Genomic DNA, 20,369 nt, shown 5'->3' on the forward strand with positions numbered 1-20,369 from the left:
GACAAGGGCGTTGGAGGGGACGTCCGATCACAGGTCGATACCGCGGAATTTCTCAAGTGGACTGACGGCGTTGCGCTTGATGCGACCATCGGCCAACCTCTCAGCGATCATGAAGGCCAATTCCAAGGACTGGTTGCGGTTCAGCCGTGGATCGCACGCGGTTTCATAGCGGTGTGCCAGGTCTGCCTCAGCTAGCTGGTCGATACCGCCCAAGCACTCGGTGACGTCATCGCCGGTCAATTCGATGTGTACACCACCAGGCCAGGTGCCCAATTCCTCATGAACGTCGAAAAACCCGTTGACCTCGTCACATATATCAGCAAATGACCGCGTCTTGTAGCCATTTTCTGCCTCGAAGGTGTTGCCATGCATGGGATCGCAGCTCCACACCACCTTACGTCCGGTGGCCTCTACTGCCTCGATGACTCTCGGTAAGTTGGTGCGCACAGCTTTACTGCCCATCCGGGTAATGAAGGTCAGGCGACCAGGCTCGTGATCGGGATCCAAGACATCAGCAATAGCGACAGCATCCTCCCCGGTTGTCGTCGGGCCGAGTTTCACTCCTAACGGATTGCGCACGTGCCGCAGAAACTCGACATGGGCACCATTGATTTGACGGGTCCGCTCACCAATCCATAGCAAGTGTCCCGAGCAGTCGTAGGGCAGCTGGGAGCGGGAGTCGATCCGCGTCATAGCGTGCTCGTAGTCGAGTAGCAGAGCTTCATGGCTAGCGTAAAAATCGACTGTGGAGAGCTGATCGTCGTCGATTCCGCAGGCCATCATGAACGCCAGTGCCCGCTCGATCTCCGACGCTAGTGCCTCGTAGCGAGCCTCCACGTTGGAGTTACGCACAAAGTCAGCATTCCATGCGTGTATGCCGCGCAGATCTGCGAAACCGCCCGTAGCAAATGCTCGCACCAAGTTGAGGGTCGCTGCCGAAGCGTTGTACACCCCGACCAAACGCTGGGGATCGTGCTCCCGGGCTTGCGCAGTGAACTCGAATCCGTTGACGGCGTCGCCTCGATAACTGGGCAACGTGATGCCGTGACGGGTTTCGGTATCGTTGGACCTCGGTTTACCGTACTGGCCCGCGATTCGGCCCACCTTAACCACCGGAAGCTGACCCGCGTACGTCATAACGACGGCCATCGACAGCAAGACACGCAATTTGCCTTTAATGTTGGCCGCATTTACTCCCGCGAAGGTCTCGGCACAATCACCACCCTGCAACAAAAACGCCTTGCGATGAGCCACTGCCGCAAGATGGTTACGAAGATCGTCGCATTCTCCGGCGAAGACCAGCGGGGGCAACGAACGCAGGTGGCTGATGACCGCAGCGGTAGCCTGAGGATCGGGGTAGGTCGGCTGTTGGACCCGTGGCAGGGCGTTGAGGACCTCAAGACTGGGAACGCTCTGGGACATGGCCGGCAGTCTACTTCCCGTTGCAACGTTCACCACGCCCGTTTCATCCTGTGACGAAACTAACCTTCCCCAGCACGACCGTCGTGCGGGCTCACTCACCTGGGTGGAGATCGCGCTCGGCAAGCCGATCAGCCAGGGACGCTCGCCGAGCCTGAAGTTGAGCGGCACGACGGGCACGCTCTTCTTCCCGAGCGAACTCCTCGGCGTCGCGAGCGTTCTCTTGCTGCGAACGCGTCTGGGCAACCTGACGACGCATCTTGCGTTCGTGACGCCGTTTTCGCATCCGCGACAGCCACGCGATAGGACGAAGGCGGCGATCTACCTGCGCCACCGGATAATCCTGATACGGCAGACCGGTGAGCGCGCATAAGGCCAGTGCCACATCATCAGCTGCAGCCCGCAGAACAGCGTGGGAGTGAGGCGTCGATTCATGACGCGACACGTCAACTGGTGCTCCCATGTGGAGCTGTCCAGCAACGACGTGACCGGGCACCACGAGAACATGCCCATCGAGAGCGAGTCTCGCCACCTCAACGTCGAGCCGATGTACCTGACTCGCCCAACTGTGCGCCCCTTCTGGAGCCATAAGGACCACGGCGCCGCGAGATAGGTGACGTAAAGCCTCCGAGTGCACCTGCGTTCTTTTGGCCTCGGGCATGACGAACACTTTCCTGACAAGTCCCGACAGGCAGTGTTGGGCAGTGGCGAGATCGCCGCGCCGATGCATATGGATAGCCACAATGACTGGCTGAGCAGGCAGAGGTGGACCCGTCACCTCGCCACGGGATCGACGCAACACAGTCACGACACTAAGCCTTCGTCACGCGAGGCGGTGGTACCGGCTTGCCGCCAGGCCTAGGTTTGACAAATGCCGAGACATCTTTGCCCTTGAGATTGCCATGCTTAACCCGGAATCCGTAAACGTCGACGTAGTTTTGGCCGGTGAGGTCGCTAATAGCGCCCATGACCTCATCAGTAACCCATCGTAAAACGGCCGTTTCCTCACTACGGTCTGCCAGCACATCGAAATGCATCGGCTTTCCGAAGACGAGGGTCGGATGATCAAGAAGCGGGATGCCCAGTACTTTGCGTCGCACCGTCGTGCCGCTGATACCGACTGGAACCACAGGCGCGCCAGACCCCAAAGCCAACCTGGCGACGCCGGTTTTGCCTTTATACAGACGGCCATCGTGGGAACGGGTGCCTTCGGGAAAGATTCCGACGAGCCCACCCTCGGCAAGTCGGCGTTCTACTGGGCCCATGGCATTGACGCTGGTGCGGCCACCAGAACGGTCCAGCGGCACCTGCTCGACTGCGCGCAAGAACCACGCGACGACCTTCGACAAAAAACCCTTATCTCCTGCAAAGAGCTCTTTCTTTGCCGGGTAGGTGAGCTTTCTGTCAATCATGGACGCCACGATGATGGGGTCCAGAGCCGAAATGTGGTTGCATGCCAGGATCACCCCGCCTTCGGCGGGAATGTTGTCTCCACCGATGACGCGGGGGTGCCACAGGGCTCGCACTCCTGGTCCGAAGAGCGCATACTTGAAGAACTCGTACCACATAGGGCCTCCTCGGCGACCAAGCCTAGCGGCACCTAGACGCTGACGGGCGGAGGGATGATGGAACACGACGGCAACGATGTTGATGCCGCCTTTGAAGCGCTCATCGCTCGTGAATTCGGAGAGGTCGTCACCGCCCCCGGTCGTCCCCGCCCCCACGATCAACCAGTCCGACGAGCACCTGCTCATATTCCGGACGAATCGCCCAGTAACGTCGATGAGGTGGACGAGCCGCTATCGGCAGAACCAACAACCCCTCCCAGCCCGGCGACGAGAGTGGGATTAGTCCTGATGACGATCTGCATCGTAACCGTTCTGCTGTCCATGGGCGGAATCAATGTGCCCCAGACCGCACTCATACTGGCCATCACGTCTGGAGGAGCAGGGCTGAGCCTGCTCATCTGGCGGGCCGCCACTCGGCGCGACCGCGACGATGAGGGCCCGTGGGGAAACCACTCACGCTTGTAGCGAGTCACTTATCGCGAACAACGGGGCCAGCGAGCGTTTCGCTAAGGCTTTGGCGCAGGGTACGGCGCTGTCTGCGGATCGCGGTACGACGGCGTGGCCAGAATCCGCGAGCCATGCCCGGCGGTTCATTGATAGAGTGACGCGCTAAATCCGCAGCACCGATGAGACCGGCGTCGTTACCGAAATGCGCCTTCTGAATATCGGCCATCGGACGGAAGCCTCGACCGGTGAGCGTACGAGCATAGACAGTGCGTGCGGGCTCGAGTAGAAGGTCGCCGGCTGCGCTCACTCCCCCACCAATGACAAAAAGGTCCGGGTCCAAGGCGGCTGCGAGGTTCGCCATTCCGCGGCCAAGCCACATGCCAATATCTGCGATGAGTTCAATAGCGAGACGGTCACCGTCAACTGCTGCACGTGTAACGTCAGGACCAACGAGGTTATTAGGATCACGATCAGCGATATAGGCCAACAGGTCCTGAGCGCCAGGAGCTTCCTCGGCAAGCAAGGCGCGGGCGTCTCTGACAAGGGAGTTGCCGGAGGCGTACTGTTCCCAACAACCACGATTACCACACGGGCACCAATGACCGTCGGGGACCACCGTCATGTGTCCAAATTCGCCAGCCATGCCGTATCGGCCCCGGAACATCCGCCCATTGATGACTAACGCACCACCAATACCGGTGCCCAGGGTAAGACACACCATGACCCGTGACCCTTGCCCGGCCCCAAACCGGAATTCAGCCCACGCAGCCGCATTAGCGTCATTATCGACGAGCACTGGCACAGTAATCCGCTCAGAGAGACGATCACGCAGTGGCTCATTGCGCCACGCCAGGTGGGGCGAAAAGCGCACCAGGGCTTGTTCGGTGTCAATCCAACCAGCAGCCCCAATACCGACAGCACAGATGGGGAGGTTATGGGCCAGTTCCCGGACCGACTCCACGATAGCGTCCTCCACAGCCTCGGGGCTGCGTGAGGGAGTTCGACGCTGAATACGCCGAAGAATCTGGCCACTTTCATCGACGACGCCGGCGGCAACCTTTGTACCGCCGATGTCTATACCAACGCTAAGCAAGGAAGATCAGCCGAACCGACGAGCACCCTGGAACGCGCCATGCTGCGAGAGCACGGAGATCTTGATGCCAGTACGCGGATTGGACGCATGAACGTACTTGCCGCCACCGATGTACATACCAACATGGGTAATGCCCGGGTAGAAGAAGACCAGATCGCCTGGCTGCAAGTCGGACACCGACACGGGGGTACCGGCGGCATACTGGGCAGCCGCAGTGCGTGGAAGACTGACCCCAGCCTTACCCCACGCGACCATCATGAGACCCGAGCAATCGTAACCGTTCGGGCCGGTACCGCCCCATACGTAGGACTTACCAACTTGCGCGAGCGCAAAACTGAGAGCGCTCTGTGCGCGTGAAGACCCCCCCTGGGAAGAGGGGGAAGGAATCAATGCTTGACCTTGTCCCGCATTCGGCTGACCAGCAGAGCGTCCGCCAGATCGCGACACAGTGTCTCCAGCGCTAGCCAAGGCTTCAGCAGCTTGCCGACGCTCGAGTTCAGCCTTTTGCTGAGCGGTCAAACGGTCGAGGACACTCTTCGCTTCCTGTTCCTTCTTCTTAGCGTCGGCCAGAAGTTTGGCCTTGTGATCGCGCTGGGCCTGGATCGTCGCGTGATCCGCCTCGATCTGGGACTTCGTGGATTTCAGGCGCGCCTGTTCGGCCTGGAAATCCTGGAGCTGTGACGTGGTGCGCTCGCTGACGTTCTGGACGGTCGCCAGCCCAGATAGCAGTCGTCCAGGGTCTCCGCTGGTGACGAGCCGCGTGGTCGTCGAGACGCCACCACCACTCTGGTAGTCACTCAGCGCAACGCGACCAAGGGCCTTGCGCATAGCGGAAACCTTTTCCGACTGGGCTTTGAGGTCCTTTTGGGAACGCTCAAGATCCTTCTGAGCCTTGTCGAGAACGTCTTGAGCTTCGGTGTAACTCTCCTGCATCTTCGCAGTCTGTTCATCGAGTTGAGCCAAACGAGCCTTCGCCTGGTTAATTGGATCAGGAGCCGCCTGAGCTCCAGGGTCAACCGACGCGACCGTCCCAAGGAGGATCGCCCCGGTGATGGCAGCAACTGCGACGCTACGTCCGCGTCGAGAAGCCCTACCGCTCACCTGAGAACCTCCATACCTGTGCTCCACTGTCTACCCTTCACCATCACCTGACTGCGCCTCGCCGCGCCATCACGCGGTGTGGGCCAAGTCATACATCCAGCTGTGATTTGGCCGTCGGGCCAGGATTATCCCTACCGACTGAGAGAATCTTATGTGGTCCTCAGGAGCGGAGCAACTTGTTTCACAAAACTGCTCATACTGACGCTCATCTGATTTCCGCATCCGCCGTAAACATTGCCTTGACTAGGTTGTTCTCAGTGTTCCGTGATGATCCATCATGACGCTGTCGTCACATCAATCTACCGTGTCAGATATGAGTGCTGCGCCCCTTCAACCGTCGTTCGACGATGTGGGCACTGCACTATCTGACGTCACATTTTGCGTCGTCGATCTTGAAACCACTGGCACTGGCAAGGATGCCGAGATCACCGAGATCGGCGCTGTGAAGGTGCGCGGAGGCTGTGTTGACGGCGAGTTTCACACCCTCGTGTGCCCAACCGAGCCCATCCCAGCGTCAGTGCAAGTTCTCACAGGCATCACGAACGCGATGGTGCGCCCAGCCCCACCGTTACGCGCCGTTTTGCCCAGCTGGTCAGAGTTTTCCCGCAGCACGGTACTCGTGGCGCACAATGCTCGTTTCGATGTTGGTTTCCTCCAGCGAGCGTATGCCCAGCATGGCTATCCCTGGCAAAACCCATTCGTCGTCGACACCCTCGCGCTCGCTCGGTCAGTGCTGTCTCGAGGAGAAGTACGAAACTACAAGCTGAGCACTCTGTCTCAGCTCTTCCGCACTACGACGACGCCTTCCCACCGCGCCCTTGACGACGCAAGGGCCACTGTCGACGTCCTCCACGGACTGATCGAAAGAGTCGGAAACCTCGACGTGACCACCCTGGAAGACCTTATGGACATAACCCATCGGGTACCCGAATCCCGGCGCCGCCGACGGGTGTGGGCGAAGAATCTTCCAGAGGGCCCCGGAGTCTATTGGTTCTGCTTGGACAAGCCAGCTCCCGCGCAACCGGAGGTCCTTTATGTGGGCAAGTCCGTCAATATCCGACGCCGGGTATCCCAATACTTCACCGCGTCAGAGACGCGACGTCGCATGGATGAGATGGTGCGGATAGCAACTGGCGTCAAAGCTCGCGAGTGCTCAACCCAGCTCGAAGCAGGGGTACGAGAACTACGCCTCATTGACGCCCACCAACCGCGTTACAACCGCAGGTCCCGTCGGCAGGGATCGGTATGGTGGGTCGCCCTGACGCCTGAGGCACATCCACGACCCTCCGTCGTGCGGCGAGCCGACCGGGATTCCCAACCGCCGTGGGGACCTTTCACCAGCCGCCGGGCAGCGACTCGCGCGGCCATCGTGATGGCTGAAGCGTTCGGTCTGCGGCAGTGCAGTGGGCCGGTCTCACAACACCCAGACGGGTGTCCGTTAGCAGAGATGGGCCACTGCTCAGCCCCATGCGTGAACCCCCACGTGGACTACTCCGCCATCGTCGACCGTGCCCGGCTCGCTATGACGACAGACGTTCGCGACCTCACTGATCGGCTGGCCCACCGCATCGCACACTTGTCCGCCGCAGAGCGCTTTGAAGATGCGGCAGAGTTCACTGACGACGCCAAGGAGGTGCTGCGCGCCACCCGGCGTCGTTCCCGCCTCATCTCGCTGGCATCGTGTCCTCAGATCGTCGCAGCGCGGCGAAATGGCGCTTTTTGGGAGATCCACGTCATCCGTCATGGACGCCTTGCTGGTGCTGGACGATGCCGTGTGAACACAGATCCGATGCCCGTCATCGACGCGGTGTGCGCCACCGCGGAATCTGTCTGCCGCCCACCGTCTGGAATACCGGCCTGTACCATCGAAGAAGCCGAATTAGTGGCGTCTTGGTTTGAAGAACCCGGAGTGCGTCTGGTTGACATCGTCGGGGAATGGTCCTGGCCCGCCCACAGCTGGATGGACACTCACGATCTTGCCGCCCGGGTGGCCGCGTTACATCACCCAGGCCACGACGAGAGCAGCAAGGCAGACAGCCAAAATTGCCAGCCCAGCTCCCACCTGGCGCCGATATGACGACCACCGAGTCTGCAACCACGCCCAGCCGGAAACGGCGCCCACAACGACCGCGCCGATGTCAGCAATCCACGTTGTTGAGCCAACGATGATCGCCCAGATAATGAAAATCGTGAGTAACACGATGTCGGCACGAATGTCCTGCTGCTGAACATATTTGACAACGGTCGATGCCGCCATCAAGCCGAAAAGACCGCACATCGAGCCCTCAAAAGAGAACGGCACCCCGGCCAGGGTAATGGCCGTCGATCCACCCACACCGCATATCAGATATAAGACGGCAAACTGTACTGAGCCGATCATGGGTTCAATCTGGTGACCGATGAGGACCAGGAGCAGGCCAGTCAGCACCGCACTCATAATCGAGGAGGTCGTCAGGGCAAAGACGAGTGGTCGCCAAACCTGGAAATCAAAATCTGGAGCCGCCCCTGAGGCTAACAGCGAGGCCAACGGCGTTGCCCGCGCGGCGAGCGCAATGAGCACGGTGACGACGGCAATAGCTACCGACGCCGGACACCTCATAGGGGCCGGACGGACGGGGTGCTCACTCCAGCGGTCGGGCATGTATCTCCTCTGGCTCGATGGCCATTGATGATGAGGGAATCAGGATACGGGCAGCCCCGAGGCGCAACGGCCTCGGGGAGCATTCCCGTCAGGCTGACTCTCAGGCCAGTTCGACACTCTCGATGACGACCGGCTCGACTGGACGGTCCATTCGCCCGGTGCGAACGTGAGCAATCTCGTCGACGACCTTTCGGGACTCTTCGTCGGCAACTTCACCAAAAATGGTGTGACGGCGGTTGAGGTGTGGGGTCGGGGCAACGGTGATGAAGAACTGGGACCCGTTAGTGCCCGGACCGGCATTGGCCATAGCCAGCAGGTACGGCTTGGAGAACGTGAGTTCCGGATGGAACTCGTCAGCGAATTGGTATCCAGGTCCTCCAGTGCCGGTCCCAAGTGGGCAGCCGCCTTGAATCATGAACCCGTCAATGACCCGATGGAAGGTCAAACCATCGTAGAACTTACCGGTAGTTGGCTTGCCGGTGTGCGGATCGATGTACTCCTTCGTGCCACCGGCCAAACCGACAAAGTTGTCGACGGTCTTGGGGGCCTGATCGGCAAAGAGACGAAGAACGATGTCGCCGTGATTGGTGCGCAGAGTCGCGGTAGAGGCCACCTGCTTGCCTTCCTATGAGAAACGATGTGGTCTATCCCAGAGTACTGACTCTCCCATCACGCCGATCGGAATTACTCGCCGTCACGGACAACCGTGAAACTCTGGTCTATGGGTGATTTGGTCGATACCGTGGGATGTGCTCGATCACGAGCCATATCCCATACGAATTGGAGGAACCGTGTCCTGCAAGAAGAAAGCTTCCCGCAAGACCGCCGCCGCAAGCAGCCCCAGCACGCTCAAGGAGCAGCGTGCCCAGGCGCTGGAGACCGCCGCCGCATACCTCGCCGCCGCCCAGGACAAGGCTGCTCCGTTGGCCGCGCAAGTCAACGACAAGATCAGTCCCCTAACTGATCAGATCTCCGACAAGATCGGCCCGCTCTCTGAAAAGCTCGGACCGCTTTCCGATCAGGCTGTCGAAGTCGGCAAGAAGGCCCTCGACGCTTCGAAGGGCTACACCCAGGAGAAGGTTGTCCCGGCTCTTCATCAAGCCTATGACACCTTCCAGAAGGACGTCCTACCCGAGCTTGAGGAGCGTGCCGGAAAGGTCGCTTCCCATCCTGCTGTTGAGGAAGCCGCCCGTCGTGGACAGGCCGCGTTCTCAGCCCTCAAGGGCGAGTCAACCGAGTTGGCGGCCAAGGCGGGCATTGAAACAAAGTCAGTAAAGAAGGCCAAGCGTCGCGGCAAGGCCGGCAAAGTGTTCTGCACCCTGGCCATCCTCGGCGGCATTGGCGCTGCCGCAATTGTCGCCGGGCGTCGCCTCCTGAGCTCGTCTGATGACGGTTGGACGGCCCACGAGCCTAAGGTCACCTACTCGTGGACTCCTGGCGATCAAGACGCAGCCGACAAGCCCAGCCCGAAGACTGACGAGAAGCCGGCCCCCCAACCCGAGACCAGCCATGGCTCGAAGTCTGTTGCCAAGCCAGCCAAGGATGACGCCTCGGTTCCAGCCGATCCGGTTGCTACCATGGCCGACGAGGGCGGACCTGCTGCCGCTGCGTCGGAAACCACCGCCGAGACGGCTGCCTTCGTTGACGAAGGTGCCCGTTCCAAGACCACGACAAAGGATGGTGCCGTCAAGGCCCCCGACAACGACACAACGGGCGAGGCCGCAACGGCGACTTCATACGTCGGGGACAACCCGCCCGAGGGTTTCATCATTAAGGGCAACGATCGCTCGATGAAGTACCACGTTCCGGGCTCGGGCGGCTACGACCGCACTATTGCTGATGTGTGGTTCGCCACGGAAGAGGCTGCCCAAGCTGCCGGGTTTACCAAAGCCCAGCGCTAATCATCGCCCATAACGGCGGGGCTTACCACTGCGGTGGTGAGCCCCGCCGTCGCTGTGCGCCAGCGCCGGCATGGCCCGACCCTGAGGCGGCCAGCACGGGGAGTTCGAAACGCCGTAAACATATCCGCCATGCCATGTGAGAAATATCACATTTCATGACATGGTGTGTAACGGTTCGATAACAACGCCCCGCCGATGTCACAATCCGCGTCCGTAATGGCACTTATTCCGGTTAGAAGAGTGTTCACCTCGTGCGAGCACAAACCACCGACAGAAAGGCCTGTCACATGGTCGCTATAGATCTCGAGTCCTCGAAGACATCAACTGCATGGGTCGACGCCCGCTTTTTCTCCCTCCACGTCCGTTCTCTCGTTCACGAATGCCGCGTCCCGTGGCGTGTCATCGCCCTGCTCGCGCATGTCCCTAGCCGCGTCGTGCAGCGCCTCGCTGGCCAGGGAGATCGTCCTATTCACCGTATTCGCGTCATCGACGCTGTACGTATCCTCCGCATCAGCGCCGACGATATCGATGCAGCCCGCGAACGCGTCGTGCCAGCAGGAAGCACGCGTACCCGCCTTCTCGCCCTCCAGAAAGCCGGCTGCGATATTAATGAGCTCGCCGTCATGCTTGGCGTGACAATAACCCACACCGCGGACCTGCTCAGTGGGAAAGAAGAGCTCTGCACGGAGATGACGCGGCTGCGCGGTCGGGCCGCATGCCAGGCTCGCGGTCTACTCGCCACTGCCGAATCCATGACAACTCTGTGACCCGAAACAATGTGGATTATCCTCGGCTGTGCGGTGGCTTGTGTCCTAGCAATATGGCATCTGCACGTGACGGTCCCGCACCTCGTCGAGCCATCTGTCGAGGAGGTTGGTGACGCGGTGCTTGCGGTCAAGCCCCGGTACGACTCTCTTGCCACGTCACGGCGGACTGTCATTGTCGCCATGACGGCGATCGCATGCGGGGCCGCATCAACTCTCGCGCCGCCGTGGGCGTGGGGCATGTGGTGGGTCTGGTCGGGATCGGTGACAACCCTCGTCGCCGTCGATCATGCGACGACCTTCCTACCGCTGCCGCTATGGCGTCGCTGCATCGTCGAGGCTGGATTGGCCCTCGTCGCTGGGCTTGTCGCGACGCGCCCACCTCCCGGACGCTGGCTCGTTACGTGTGCTGTGATGTCAGCAGCATCAACAGGGTTTTTCTGGCTCATGTGGCGGCTCAGCTCATCCCTGGGGTATGGCGACGTCAGGCTTGCAGCGGGCACCGGTTTCCTGGCGGCAACGACGGCAGTGCCCGATTCACATCCCGACTTCATCGGCACCGGTATGACGGCTCTGCTGTGCGTTACCGTCCTGGGAGCTGTCATAGCCATGACCGTCACTGTCATCCGCAAATATCGCCCCTCACCGTGGGGGTCCGTATTCGCCTATGGCCCAGCTCTATGGGCGGGGCCATGGATGACATTAGCAATCAGTCTTGGGTAACGGCGATCCAGCGATCGAGACAGTCTTCTGCCGCGCCCGAGTCAATCGCTTGCGCGACACGCTCCAGCCTCTCGGCGAGCCGTGGAGCGATGTCGTCATCAACATGCAGCCCGTCATAGGCCAGCAGAGCTGCAGCTGCGTTGAGCAGCACGATGTCACGCACCGGACCACGCTCCCCCGCCAGCACCTTGCGCACGACACGAGCGTTGAACGTGGGGTCCCCACCGACAAGGTCGGTAGCGATGGCCGGCGCCAGCCCGAGCGCAGCCGGATCAATCTCGGTCTCAACAACTTTGCCGTCTGCAAGGACCCATACCTGGGACACCGTGGTCGTCGTCAACTCGTCAAGACCGTCTTCGCCATGGAAGACGAAGCCGCGCGTGCCTCGCGCTGCTAGCGCTTCCGCAACAAGAGGGGCCATGGAATCATCAGCAATCCCAATTGCTGCAGCATATGGACGAGCTGGATTTGTTAATGGTCCAAGAAGGTTGAAGGTGGTCTGAATGCCAAGTTCCTTGCGGGCAGGAGCAGCATGGCGCAAAGACGCATGGTAGAGCGGTGCAAACAGGAACGCTATGCCGACCTCATCAAGGACGGCAGCCTGACGCTGCGGATCAATATCAACTCTGACGCCGAGGGCTTCCAAGCAATCTGCGGCACCACAGGCTGAACTAGCAGACCGGTTGCCGTGCTTGACGACTTTTGCGCCTGCGGCGGCAGCAACGATAGCTGCCATCGTGGAGATATTGACGGTGTTAGCTCGATCCCCGCCTGTGCCGACGATGTCGACCGCATCGCGATCCAACGTTACCGGGGTAGCCTGATCGATCATGCCGTCAGCCATGCCGGCAATCTCGTCGGCCGTCTCTCCCTTAGCCCGAAGTGCCACCGCAAAACCAGCGACCTGGACCGGGGTCAACTGCCCTGACAAAACACGTTCCATAGCTGCACTCGCAGTAGCGCGATCCATGTCGCGTCTGGCCACGAGATCGGCTAGAAGATCAGCCCAGGTAAATTCGTCGACGCGGTCTTCGGACATAGAACTCCTTCGAGTTTCATAGTTGGTACAACGAGCGCGTAAAAACTTCAGGCGTCAGTGGTGCGTCGCAGGTTCACGCTGCTCAGGTCGCAGGTTCACGCTGCTCAGCGTGCCTGGCATCGCTACGGGCACCGCGAATAACTGACGCCACCGTCTGCGGCAAGGCCACTGGATCAACAGGATGCGTAGCGATGGCATCTGCATGGGACCACGACGCCAACCACGCATCGGCGATGCGGGCCACCAATAAGACGACAGGTGGGCAATCCTCGACCTCGTCCTTGAGCTGGTGGCACACGCCCATCCCACCATAAGGAGCAGATTCGCCATCAGCGATCAAAACGTCATAATGGCCGCTGGCCACCGCGTCAACAACAGATGCCTGGGTAGCTGTCTCCACGACTTCAGCACGCGGAAGGTCGGGGGCAAACATCCCAGTCAACGCGAGCTTCACCTGCTCGCGGACAGTATGATCGTCGGAATAGACGAGAACCTTGAGAGCGTCCGACGGCTCCCCGTGCTTGTCGCCCATGAGCGGCCCTTTCCCTCGACGGCGTGGGACTAACTGACATCCCGGACACAACCAGTACGTGCCACCGCAGATGTTACAACCTGAGCCCTCCTTTACGGACAATTTCGTCCTGCCTACTGAGACAGGCACGCCACGAGAGCCGACGCATCGACGCATTGTGCCATCTGGATCGGCGAATCCAACCCCGAATTGACCTGAACAACATGACCAATGACACATTTCCGGCCATAATGAGGCCGTGGCCACTTCAGCGCGAACATCACAACGACCGACGGGCGCCATACATCCGATCGCGCCGACGCGACTCAACGCGCCGGCAGGTCGTCCCGACGCCTTACCACTAGGCGTCTGGGTATGGCTAGCAAGCGAACTCATGTTCTTCGCCGCACTCTTCGCGGCCTATTTCATGATTCGCCAGACGACCAGCGACATGGCCGCAGCGGGCCAGCAGACCCTCTGGCAAAGCGAGTCCTCTCACCTCGCAGTGGGGGCTGCCGCCGTTAACACTCTGATCCTGGTGTTGTCCTCGGTCACGTGCCAGATGGGTGTTCACGCCGCCGAGCATGGCCAGGTCAAGCGCACGAAAGGCCTCGGCGCAGTCACCTCATGGGGTATGCGCGAGTGGTACACCCTGACCTTCATCATGGGCGCGGTGTTCATCGCTGGGCAGGTCGCGGAGTACGTCACCCTCATCGGTGAAGGCCACACCATCTCCTCGAGCGTCTATTTCTCTGCCTTCTTCCTCGCTACTGGTTTCCACGGCTTGCACGTTACTGGTGGCTTGATTCTGTTCTTATTTACCCTTGCCCGCACCTACATGGCTCGACGGTTCACCCACGAGCAAGCAGTCACGGCAATGGTCGTTTCCTACTACTGGCACTTCGTTGACGTGGTGTGGATCATCCTGTTCTCGGTGATCTACATCGTGCGCTGATACCCCTACTCCGAGAAAGGTGACTGTGGTGATGAGATTCCTCTCCACAAAACGGCACAGCCGGGCAGCCAAACCTGTGCTGTTGCTGCTGGCCTTGGTTCTGGTGGGGTGTGTGTACGCCTTCGTCAGTCCTTCAGCCTCGAGTCAGGCGGATACGAATGCGTCGACCCAGGTGGCTCAAGGCAAGGAAATCTTCCAACAGAACTGCTCCTCGTGCCACGGGCTCAACGGCGAGGGTACAACTCAAGGCCCGTCTTTGGCTGGTGTGGGCGCGGCTGCGGTTGACTTCCAAATGGGTACTGGTCGCATGCCGATGGCACGTCCCGAGGCTCAGGCACCGTCGAAGAGGACGAAATTCACTGACGAAGAGACTGCGGCAGTCGGCGCATACGTCGCTTCTCTCGCCCCGGGGCCGGACGTGCCCTCCTCTGAGAGCCTCAAAACCTCTAATTTGACGGCTGAGGAACTAGCCAGAGGTGCTGAACTGTTCAAGACCAACTGCTCGGCTTGCCACAACGTTGAGGGCCGTGGCGGTGCACTCCCTGAAGGTGCTTATGCCCCCTCCCTCATGAAGACTTCCGACAAGCACATTTACGAGGCCATGCGTACTGGTCCACAGCAAATGCCGGTGTTCTCCAAGTCCGTCATTACCGACCAGGATGCCCGCGAAATCATCGGCTACCTGCAGACTGCTCACGCTGAACCCAACAATGGCGGCTTCGCCCTTGGCGGTATCGGCCCGGTAACCGAGGGCCTGTTTGGCTGGATCATTGGTATCGGCGGCCTGGTCTTGATTGCTGGATGGCTGGCAAGGAAGGGGGCTCGCGCGAAGTGAGCGATAAATACACCGAACGCAACGACTTACCGGTCGAAAACCCGGGGGTCGAACCCCACGTTGAGCGTTATACCGACGCCGACCCGAAAGCTGGGAACCGGGCGTACCGACAGATCCTGACCCTCCTCGGTCTAGTTCCAGTTCTCGCTATTGCCTTCGTCGTCATGTACTTCGCTGTGCCCCGCGAGGCGACCGTCGAAATTGGCCCGCTATACATGAATGCTTCCACCTTCGCACTCGGGTTGTGCGCGGGCCTCGCGGTGCTATTCATCGGCATTGCGTGCATCCATTGGGCTAAGCAAATCATGGGTGATGAAGAGATCATCCAAGAGCGGCACCCGGTCAATTCCGATGCCGCTGATCGCGAAGAGTTCGCCAAGCAGTGGCGTATCAACGCCGAACAGTCTGGACTATCCCGACGCAAACTCATCGGTGGAGCTCTTGGCGGTGCCATCGGCATCATGGCCCTACCGGCTATCGTCACGCTTGCTGATCTGGGCCCCAAACCTGGACCGGGCACCCGTCGGGCGACAATCGAACGGACTATTTGGGCTGAAGGTGTGCGGCTCGTCAACGACATCACCTTCCAGCCCATCAAGGCCTCTGACCTTGAGATCGGCCAACTCGTCAATGCTGAACCGGAAAACCTCAAGAATCTTGAGGGGGTTGAGTTCCAGCGCGCGAAAGCCAAAGCCGCCATCCTCATCGTCCGGATGGATCCTGACTCCATCAAGATCCCCGAGTCTCGGAAAGATTGGCAGGTCGGCGGTATTTTGTCGTATTCCAAGATCTGCACCCACGTCGGCTGCCCCGTCAACCTCTGGGAACAACAGACCCACCATCTGCTGTGCCCCTGCCATCAGTCGACCTTCGACCTAGGTGACTCCGGTGCTGTCGTCTTTGGCCCTGCCGGACGCTCATTACCCCAGCTACCCATCACTGTCGACGACAAGGGCTACCTGGTCGCTCGAAGCGACTTCACCGTTCCGGTGGGCCCGTCCTACTTTGAACGAGATTCTCGTCACGACTACAAGAAGGGTGACAACTGATGGCCCGGCCAACTGGCATCGCCGAGGAATCACCTACCCTGCGCACTGCGACTGCTGATGATAAACCCTCGGGTCGCGGGATGCGGATCGTCAACTGGCACGACGACCGTCTTGGGCTGGCCAAGCTAGGCAAGGAGAACCTACGCAAGGTCTTCCCTGACCACTGGTCGTTCCTATTGGGCGAGATTGCTCTGTACTCCTTCGTCGTTCTACTGCTCACTGGCGTCTTCCTGACCATCTGGTTCAAGCCGTCCATGGCTGAGGTCGATTACAACGGCCCGTACCAGTTACTCAAGGGAACGCCTATGTCGGAGGCCTTCGCCTCCACGCTAGATCTCTCCTTTGAGGTCCGTGGCGGCCTGTTGATCCGTCAGATCCACCACTGGGCAGCCATTCTGTTCGTCGCAGCGGCCACCGTGCACATGCTGCGTATCTTTTTCACTGGTGCCTTCCGCAAGCCACGTGAGATCAACTGGCTCATCGGCCTAGGCCTGTTCATGTTGGCCATGGTCGAAGGCTTCGCCGGTTACTCACTGCCCGATGATCTGCTATCGGGCACGGGCCTGCGTTTCGCCGATGGCCTCATGCGCGCTATCCCGCTGGTTGGTACCTGGGTTGAGTTCTTCGTCTTTAACGGCGAGTTCCCCGGCACCGCAATCGTCCCCCGTCTGTACATGGTGCACATCCTGCTTATCCCGGCGCTGCTGCTAGGTCTGGTGGCCGCCCACCTCGCGCTGGTCGTCTACCACAAGCACACCCAGTACCCAGGCCCCGGACGCACCGAGAAGAATGTCGTCGGTTACCCGCTGTTCCCGGTCTACGCGGCTAAGGCCGGTGGCTTTTTCTTCGTGGTCTTCGGCGTGCTGACCCTCATGGGCACCTTCCTTCAAATCAACCCGGTCTGGAAGTTCGGCCCCTATAACCCTGGCGAGGTCACGGCCGGATCCCAGCCTGACTGGTACATGGGCTGGCTTGAGGGCGCTGTCCGTATCACACCGAACTGGGAATGGCACATTGGTCACACCACCTGGAGCTGGAACATCTTCCTTCCAGGCGTGTGCCTCATGGGCGTGTTGTTCACTTTGCTGGTGGCGTGGCCATTCGTCGAAAAGTGGATCACCGGCGACGAATCCGAACACCACCTGCTCGACCGTCCGCGCAATGTGCCAACCCGTACCGCGCTCGGCGTCGCCGCTATGAGTTGCTACGCCATGTTCTGGCTTTCGGGAGCCAACGACATTATCGCGACCCACTTCCACCCCTCGCTGAACTCGATCACGTACTTCATGCGTGGTGCGATCTTCGTCGTCCCAATCATCGCCTACCAGATCACCAAGCGCATCTGTGTAGCCCTACAGCGGGCTGACCGTCAGCGTCTCCTCCACGGGTCGCCATCAGGTGAGATTATTCGCGAACCTAGTGGCGAGTTCTCTGAGGCCCACGTACCTATCAGCGATGACGAGGCCTGGACTCTCACCCAGCACAAGACTTATCCCGTGCTCACCGCCGGGTCGATCGATGATCGTGGTCGCAAAGTCAGCAAGAGACGTGCTCGCTGGATGAAGTGGTTCCTTGGTGACAATGTTCCCAAAGTAACCCGCGAGGAATTGGAGGCAGCTCGCCATCACGCCGAGATCGACTCCGATCACTCGGCCACCCGGGCAGAGATTACCGACTGATCCAGCCCAGACGGAACACGGGCGAAGGCCCCCTCAGTATGAGGGGGCCTTCGTCATACTCGGAGACGTAATAGTTGCCAGGTATTCTCCCACTCGATGGGATCCGGGGCGTGGTCACGAAGCATTGCTACTCCCCCGCCTAGCCCTTCCTCGTCCCAGTGCTGTCGAGCACGAGCCATGAGAGCCGCAGGTAGAGTCCCACGCACACTCGTCACCCGCCACCAATCCACTTCCTGACCCGCACGCGCCATGATTGTGCCGACCCGGCGCGGCGACGTACCCACCAGCTCAGCGACATCGGAGTAGGACACGACGGTACCGGCAGGTAACGCTTCTACTGCGGCGAGGACGTCATCCACGATCGAGGGCATAGTTTCAGTGTGCCGTGTTTTCGGTGGGCTGTGTTTCGGTGTGCCGCGCCCAGCAGAGACATGACCACGACCACGTGGAACAATAGGCCCGTGCGTTTTCTCCACGAGCAGCCAAACTACGATCTGACGTATAACGACGTCTTCATGGCACCGAACCGTTCCTCGGTGGGGTCCCGCATGAACGTTGATCTCACGTCGACAGATGGGCTTAGCACTCCTTTACCCCTCGTCGTGGCCAATATGACTGCGATTTCCGGACGCCGCATGGCAGAGACCATCGCCAGGCGCGGAGGCATCGCGATCTTGCCTCAAGACATCCCGGCGGACTTCGTCTCCCGATCTATCCGACGCGTCAAGAATGCTCATACTCGGTTCGACACCCCGGTCACCGTCACTCCGACGACGACTGTCGGTGAGGCGATGAGCTTGCTCACCAAGCGCGCCCACGGCGTCGTCCTTGTCGTTGAGGATCATCATCCAGTGGGTCTCGTCTCCCCCGCAGAAGCTGAAGGCGTAGACCGATTCGCTCAGTGCCACGAGGTCATGACAACCGACCTCACCCTGGTTAGTCCTCAGACGAGCCCAGATGATGTGTTTCAGACCCTTGCCGAGCGGCACCAAAAGGTTGCGGTAGCCATCGCTGACGACGGCATCCTCGTCGGAATAATGACATCACGTGGCGCCCTGCGTACCGAGATTTATCGTCCTGCTGTCGATCCGAACGGACACCTGATGATCGGCACCGCGATTGGCATTAATGGTGACGTCGCCGGACGGGCCCGCAACGCCTTGGACTCTGGTTCAGACGTACTCGTGATGGATACTGCCCATGGCCATCAGGACCAGATGATCCGCGCTATCGGGATCGCCGACGAGGTCCGCACCGAATTTCATACCAAGACAGGCCGCAGGGTCCCCATCGTGGCCGGCAATATCGTTACCCGCGGCGGCACGCTCGATCTGTTGGAGGCCGGCGCTGACGTCATTAAGGTCGGCGTCGGGCCAGGCGCAATGTGCACCACTCGCATGCAGACCGGTGTAGGACGCCCACAGTTTTCAGCGGTACTAGAGTGCGCCGAGGCTGCTGCCGAGGTTAATGGCGCCATATGGGCTGACGGTGGCGTGCGTCACCCCCGCGATGTTGCTCTTGCCCTTGCTGCTGGTGCCGGATCGGTCATGATTGGCTCGTGGTTCGCAGGCACCCACGAATCGACCGGGGCCATGCTTATCGACCACGACGGTCGGATGTATAAAGAGTCCTTCGGCATGGCGTCGGCTCGCGCCGTGCGTCACCGCACCCGTGAACGCCGCGCCTTCGAGCGAGCCCGCGCCGCCCTCTTTGAGGAGGGCATCTCTCAGTCCAAGATGTACCTGGACCCGCAGCGCCCTGGCGTCGAGGACCTTGTCGATTTCATCACCTCCGGGGTACGTTCCTCATGCACCTACGCCGGGGCAGCTAATCTCAAGGAATTTCATGAAAAAGCTGTGATTGGCGTGCAATCCCCCTCTGGGTACGAGGAGGGTCGCCCGCTGCAGCGCAGCTGGACATGAGCTCGTGGCGAACGCGTCCATACATCACCCTTAGTGCAGGCCAATCGAGTCCTATGGTGGCTTTCATGACATCGCATAGGATTCTCGTGATTGGAGGCCACGGACACGTGGCCAAACACTTGACTCAGCTTGCATCCTCGCAGGGGCGTGAAGTTGACTCGGTCATCCGCCGCGACGACCAGGCAGCTGACGTCACATCGTGGGGAGGCCACCCGGTTATCGCGGACGTCACGACCTTAGGCGCGGCACAATGGGACGACCTCATTCAAGGCCACGACGCCGTGGTGTGGTCAGCGGGAGCCGGCGGTAAAGGCGGACCAGAAGATACCTACGCTGTCGACCGCGACGCATGTAATGCCCTCGTTGACGCTATTGGACGGTCGTCTCATCACCCGCGTTTTGTGCTTGTGTCCTGGTGTGGCAGCCCGGATCACGGCGTGCCAGCCGACGACTCCTTCTTCCCCTATGCCGACGCCAAAGCGGATGCTGACCGTCACACCATGGACTCCTCGATTCGCTGGACTATCCTTGGGCCGGTAACGCTAAGCCATGATCCGGCATCAGGTGTACGCATCCTCGGCGATAATGACGATTACAGCGGCACCACGGTTTCGCGCGAAACCGTGGCACAGGCTGCTCTGGCAAGCCTTGATGATGACGCCACAGTGGGCAAGTTCATTCGTTTCAGTGACGGATCTGTGCCCATTGCTGAAGCGTTCTGA

21 protein-coding genes are annotated in these 20,369 nt (G+C 60.2%); 11 read left to right on the forward strand and 10 right to left on the reverse strand.

Annotated features, from left to right (window positions below):
* Nucleotides 1-27 precede the first annotated feature (27 nt).
* The 3 genes from FYJ43_RS07230 to FYJ43_RS07240 all read right to left on the reverse strand — a co-directional run bounded on the left by FYJ43_RS07230 (nt 28) and on the right by FYJ43_RS07240 (nt 2,987).
* The gene (locus FYJ43_RS07230) at nt 28-1,422 is read right to left on the reverse strand and encodes a class II 3-deoxy-7-phosphoheptulonate synthase (protein WP_154563231.1); all 1,395 of its coding nucleotides are present in this window, start codon (nt 1,420-1,422) and stop codon (nt 28-30) included.
* A gap of 91 nt (nt 1,423-1,513) precedes the next feature.
* The gene (locus FYJ43_RS07235; protein ID WP_154563582.1) at nt 1,514-2,080 is read right to left on the reverse strand and encodes a lysophospholipid acyltransferase family protein; all 567 of its coding nucleotides are present in this window, start codon (nt 2,078-2,080) and stop codon (nt 1,514-1,516) included.
* Between the two features lie 151 nt (nt 2,081-2,231).
* Nucleotides 2,232-2,987, reverse strand: a complete 756-nt coding sequence (locus tag FYJ43_RS07240) for a lysophospholipid acyltransferase family protein (RefSeq protein ID WP_154563233.1) — start codon at nt 2,985-2,987, stop codon at nt 2,232-2,234.
* Nucleotides 2,988-3,044: 57 nt separating this feature from the next.
* Between FYJ43_RS07240 and FYJ43_RS07245 the strand changes: the two genes are divergently transcribed.
* Nucleotides 3,045-3,452, forward strand: coding sequence for a hypothetical protein (locus FYJ43_RS07245; protein WP_154563584.1), 408 nt, complete (start codon nt 3,045-3,047; stop codon nt 3,450-3,452).
* 4 nt (nt 3,453-3,456) lie between these two features.
* Here FYJ43_RS07245 and FYJ43_RS07250 read toward each other — a convergent pair whose 3' ends face one another.
* Nucleotides 3,457-4,527, reverse strand: coding sequence for an ROK family glucokinase (locus FYJ43_RS07250; protein ID WP_154563235.1), 1,071 nt, complete (start codon nt 4,525-4,527; stop codon nt 3,457-3,459).
* Nucleotides 4,528-4,533: 6 nt separating this feature from the next.
* A complete protein-coding gene (locus tag FYJ43_RS07255; RefSeq protein WP_326833426.1) occupies nt 4,534-5,628 on the reverse strand; it encodes a C40 family peptidase in 1,095 nt (364 codons plus the stop codon).
* A 313-nt stretch (nt 5,629-5,941) separates the two neighbouring features.
* On the opposite strand from FYJ43_RS07255, the gene FYJ43_RS07260 reads away from it, so the two are divergent.
* Entirely contained in the window at nt 5,942-7,705 is a 1,764-nt protein-coding gene (locus FYJ43_RS07260; protein ID WP_195839922.1) for a DEDD exonuclease domain-containing protein, read from the forward strand.
* Here FYJ43_RS07260 and FYJ43_RS07265 read toward each other — a convergent pair.
* On the reverse strand, nt 7,625-8,203 hold the full coding sequence (locus FYJ43_RS07265) for a rhomboid family intramembrane serine protease (protein ID WP_326833460.1): 579 nt from the start codon (nt 8,201-8,203) through the stop codon (nt 7,625-7,627). The genes FYJ43_RS07260 and FYJ43_RS07265 overlap by 81 nt on opposite strands.
* Before the next feature lie 166 nt (nt 8,204-8,369).
* Complete coding sequence (locus tag FYJ43_RS07270) at nt 8,370-8,882, reverse strand: peptidylprolyl isomerase (RefSeq protein ID WP_326833427.1); 513 nt, start codon at nt 8,880-8,882, stop codon at nt 8,370-8,372.
* A 178-nt stretch (nt 8,883-9,060) separates the two neighbouring features.
* Here FYJ43_RS07270 and FYJ43_RS07275 point away from each other — a divergent pair, with 178 nt between their 5' ends.
* The 3 genes from FYJ43_RS07275 to FYJ43_RS07285 all read left to right on the forward strand — a co-directional run bounded on the left by FYJ43_RS07275 (nt 9,061) and on the right by FYJ43_RS07285 (nt 11,657).
* Entirely contained in the window at nt 9,061-10,170 is a 1,110-nt protein-coding gene (locus FYJ43_RS07275; protein WP_326833428.1) for a sunset domain-containing protein, read from the forward strand.
* Between the two features lie 287 nt (nt 10,171-10,457).
* Nucleotides 10,458-10,937 (forward strand): hypothetical protein, encoded by a 480-nt coding sequence (locus FYJ43_RS07280; protein ID WP_154563241.1) that lies wholly within the window; start codon nt 10,458-10,460, stop codon nt 10,935-10,937.
* A gap of 9 nt (nt 10,938-10,946) precedes the next feature.
* Nucleotides 10,947-11,657, forward strand: a complete 711-nt coding sequence (locus tag FYJ43_RS07285) for an A24 family peptidase (RefSeq protein WP_154563243.1) — start codon at nt 10,947-10,949, stop codon at nt 11,655-11,657.
* On the opposite strand, the gene trpD is transcribed toward FYJ43_RS07285, so the two are convergent.
* Both trpD and FYJ43_RS07295 read right to left on the reverse strand, forming a co-directional pair.
* A complete protein-coding gene (gene trpD / locus FYJ43_RS07290) occupies nt 11,644-12,696 on the reverse strand; it encodes an anthranilate phosphoribosyltransferase (protein ID WP_154563245.1) in 1,053 nt (350 codons plus the stop codon). The two genes, FYJ43_RS07285 and trpD, sit on opposite strands and share 14 nt — an antisense overlap.
* A gap of 82 nt (nt 12,697-12,778) precedes the next feature.
* Nucleotides 12,779-13,228 (reverse strand): response regulator transcription factor, encoded by a 450-nt coding sequence (locus tag FYJ43_RS07295; RefSeq protein WP_154563247.1) that lies wholly within the window; start codon nt 13,226-13,228, stop codon nt 12,779-12,781.
* A 238-nt stretch (nt 13,229-13,466) separates the two neighbouring features.
* Between FYJ43_RS07295 and ctaE the strand changes: the two genes are divergently transcribed.
* From ctaE to qcrB, 4 genes are read left to right on the forward strand one after another with little or no spacing between them, the layout of a single operon-like run.
* The gene (gene ctaE / locus FYJ43_RS07300) at nt 13,467-14,162 is read left to right on the forward strand and encodes an aa3-type cytochrome oxidase subunit III (RefSeq protein WP_456064351.1); all 696 of its coding nucleotides are present in this window, start codon (nt 13,467-13,469) and stop codon (nt 14,160-14,162) included.
* Between the two features lie 31 nt (nt 14,163-14,193).
* Nucleotides 14,194-14,997: a cytochrome bc1 complex diheme cytochrome c subunit gene (qcrC, locus tag FYJ43_RS07305; protein WP_154563590.1), complete on the forward strand. Its 804-nt coding sequence runs from the start codon at nt 14,194-14,196 to the stop codon at nt 14,995-14,997.
* On the forward strand, nt 14,964-16,046 hold the full coding sequence (gene qcrA, locus FYJ43_RS07310) for a cytochrome bc1 complex Rieske iron-sulfur subunit (RefSeq protein WP_154563249.1): 1,083 nt from the start codon (nt 14,964-14,966) through the stop codon (nt 16,044-16,046). Before qcrC ends, qcrA begins: the two co-directional genes overlap by 34 nt.
* Entirely contained in the window at nt 16,046-17,725 is a 1,680-nt protein-coding gene (qcrB, locus tag FYJ43_RS07315; RefSeq protein ID WP_154563251.1) for a cytochrome bc1 complex cytochrome b subunit, read from the forward strand. The genes qcrA and qcrB overlap by 1 nt, the downstream gene beginning before the upstream one ends.
* Nucleotides 17,726-17,778: 53 nt before the next feature.
* Here the strand turns inward: qcrB and FYJ43_RS07320 are convergent, their stop codons facing one another.
* Nucleotides 17,779-18,096, reverse strand: coding sequence for an MGMT family protein (locus FYJ43_RS07320; RefSeq protein WP_154563253.1), 318 nt, complete (start codon nt 18,094-18,096; stop codon nt 17,779-17,781).
* Nucleotides 18,097-18,156: 60 nt separating this feature from the next.
* Here FYJ43_RS07320 and FYJ43_RS07325 point away from each other — a divergent pair, with 60 nt between their 5' ends.
* Nucleotides 18,157-19,647, forward strand: coding sequence for a GuaB1 family IMP dehydrogenase-related protein (locus FYJ43_RS07325; protein WP_154563255.1), 1,491 nt, complete (start codon nt 18,157-18,159; stop codon nt 19,645-19,647).
* A gap of 65 nt (nt 19,648-19,712) precedes the next feature.
* Nucleotides 19,713-20,369: an NAD(P)H-binding protein gene (locus FYJ43_RS07330; protein ID WP_154563257.1), complete on the forward strand. Its 657-nt coding sequence runs from the start codon at nt 19,713-19,715 to the stop codon at nt 20,367-20,369.

The organism is Cutibacterium porci, assembly GCF_009696315.1.
Taxonomy (GTDB): Bacteria; Actinomycetota; Actinomycetes; order Propionibacteriales; family Propionibacteriaceae; genus Cutibacterium; species Cutibacterium porci.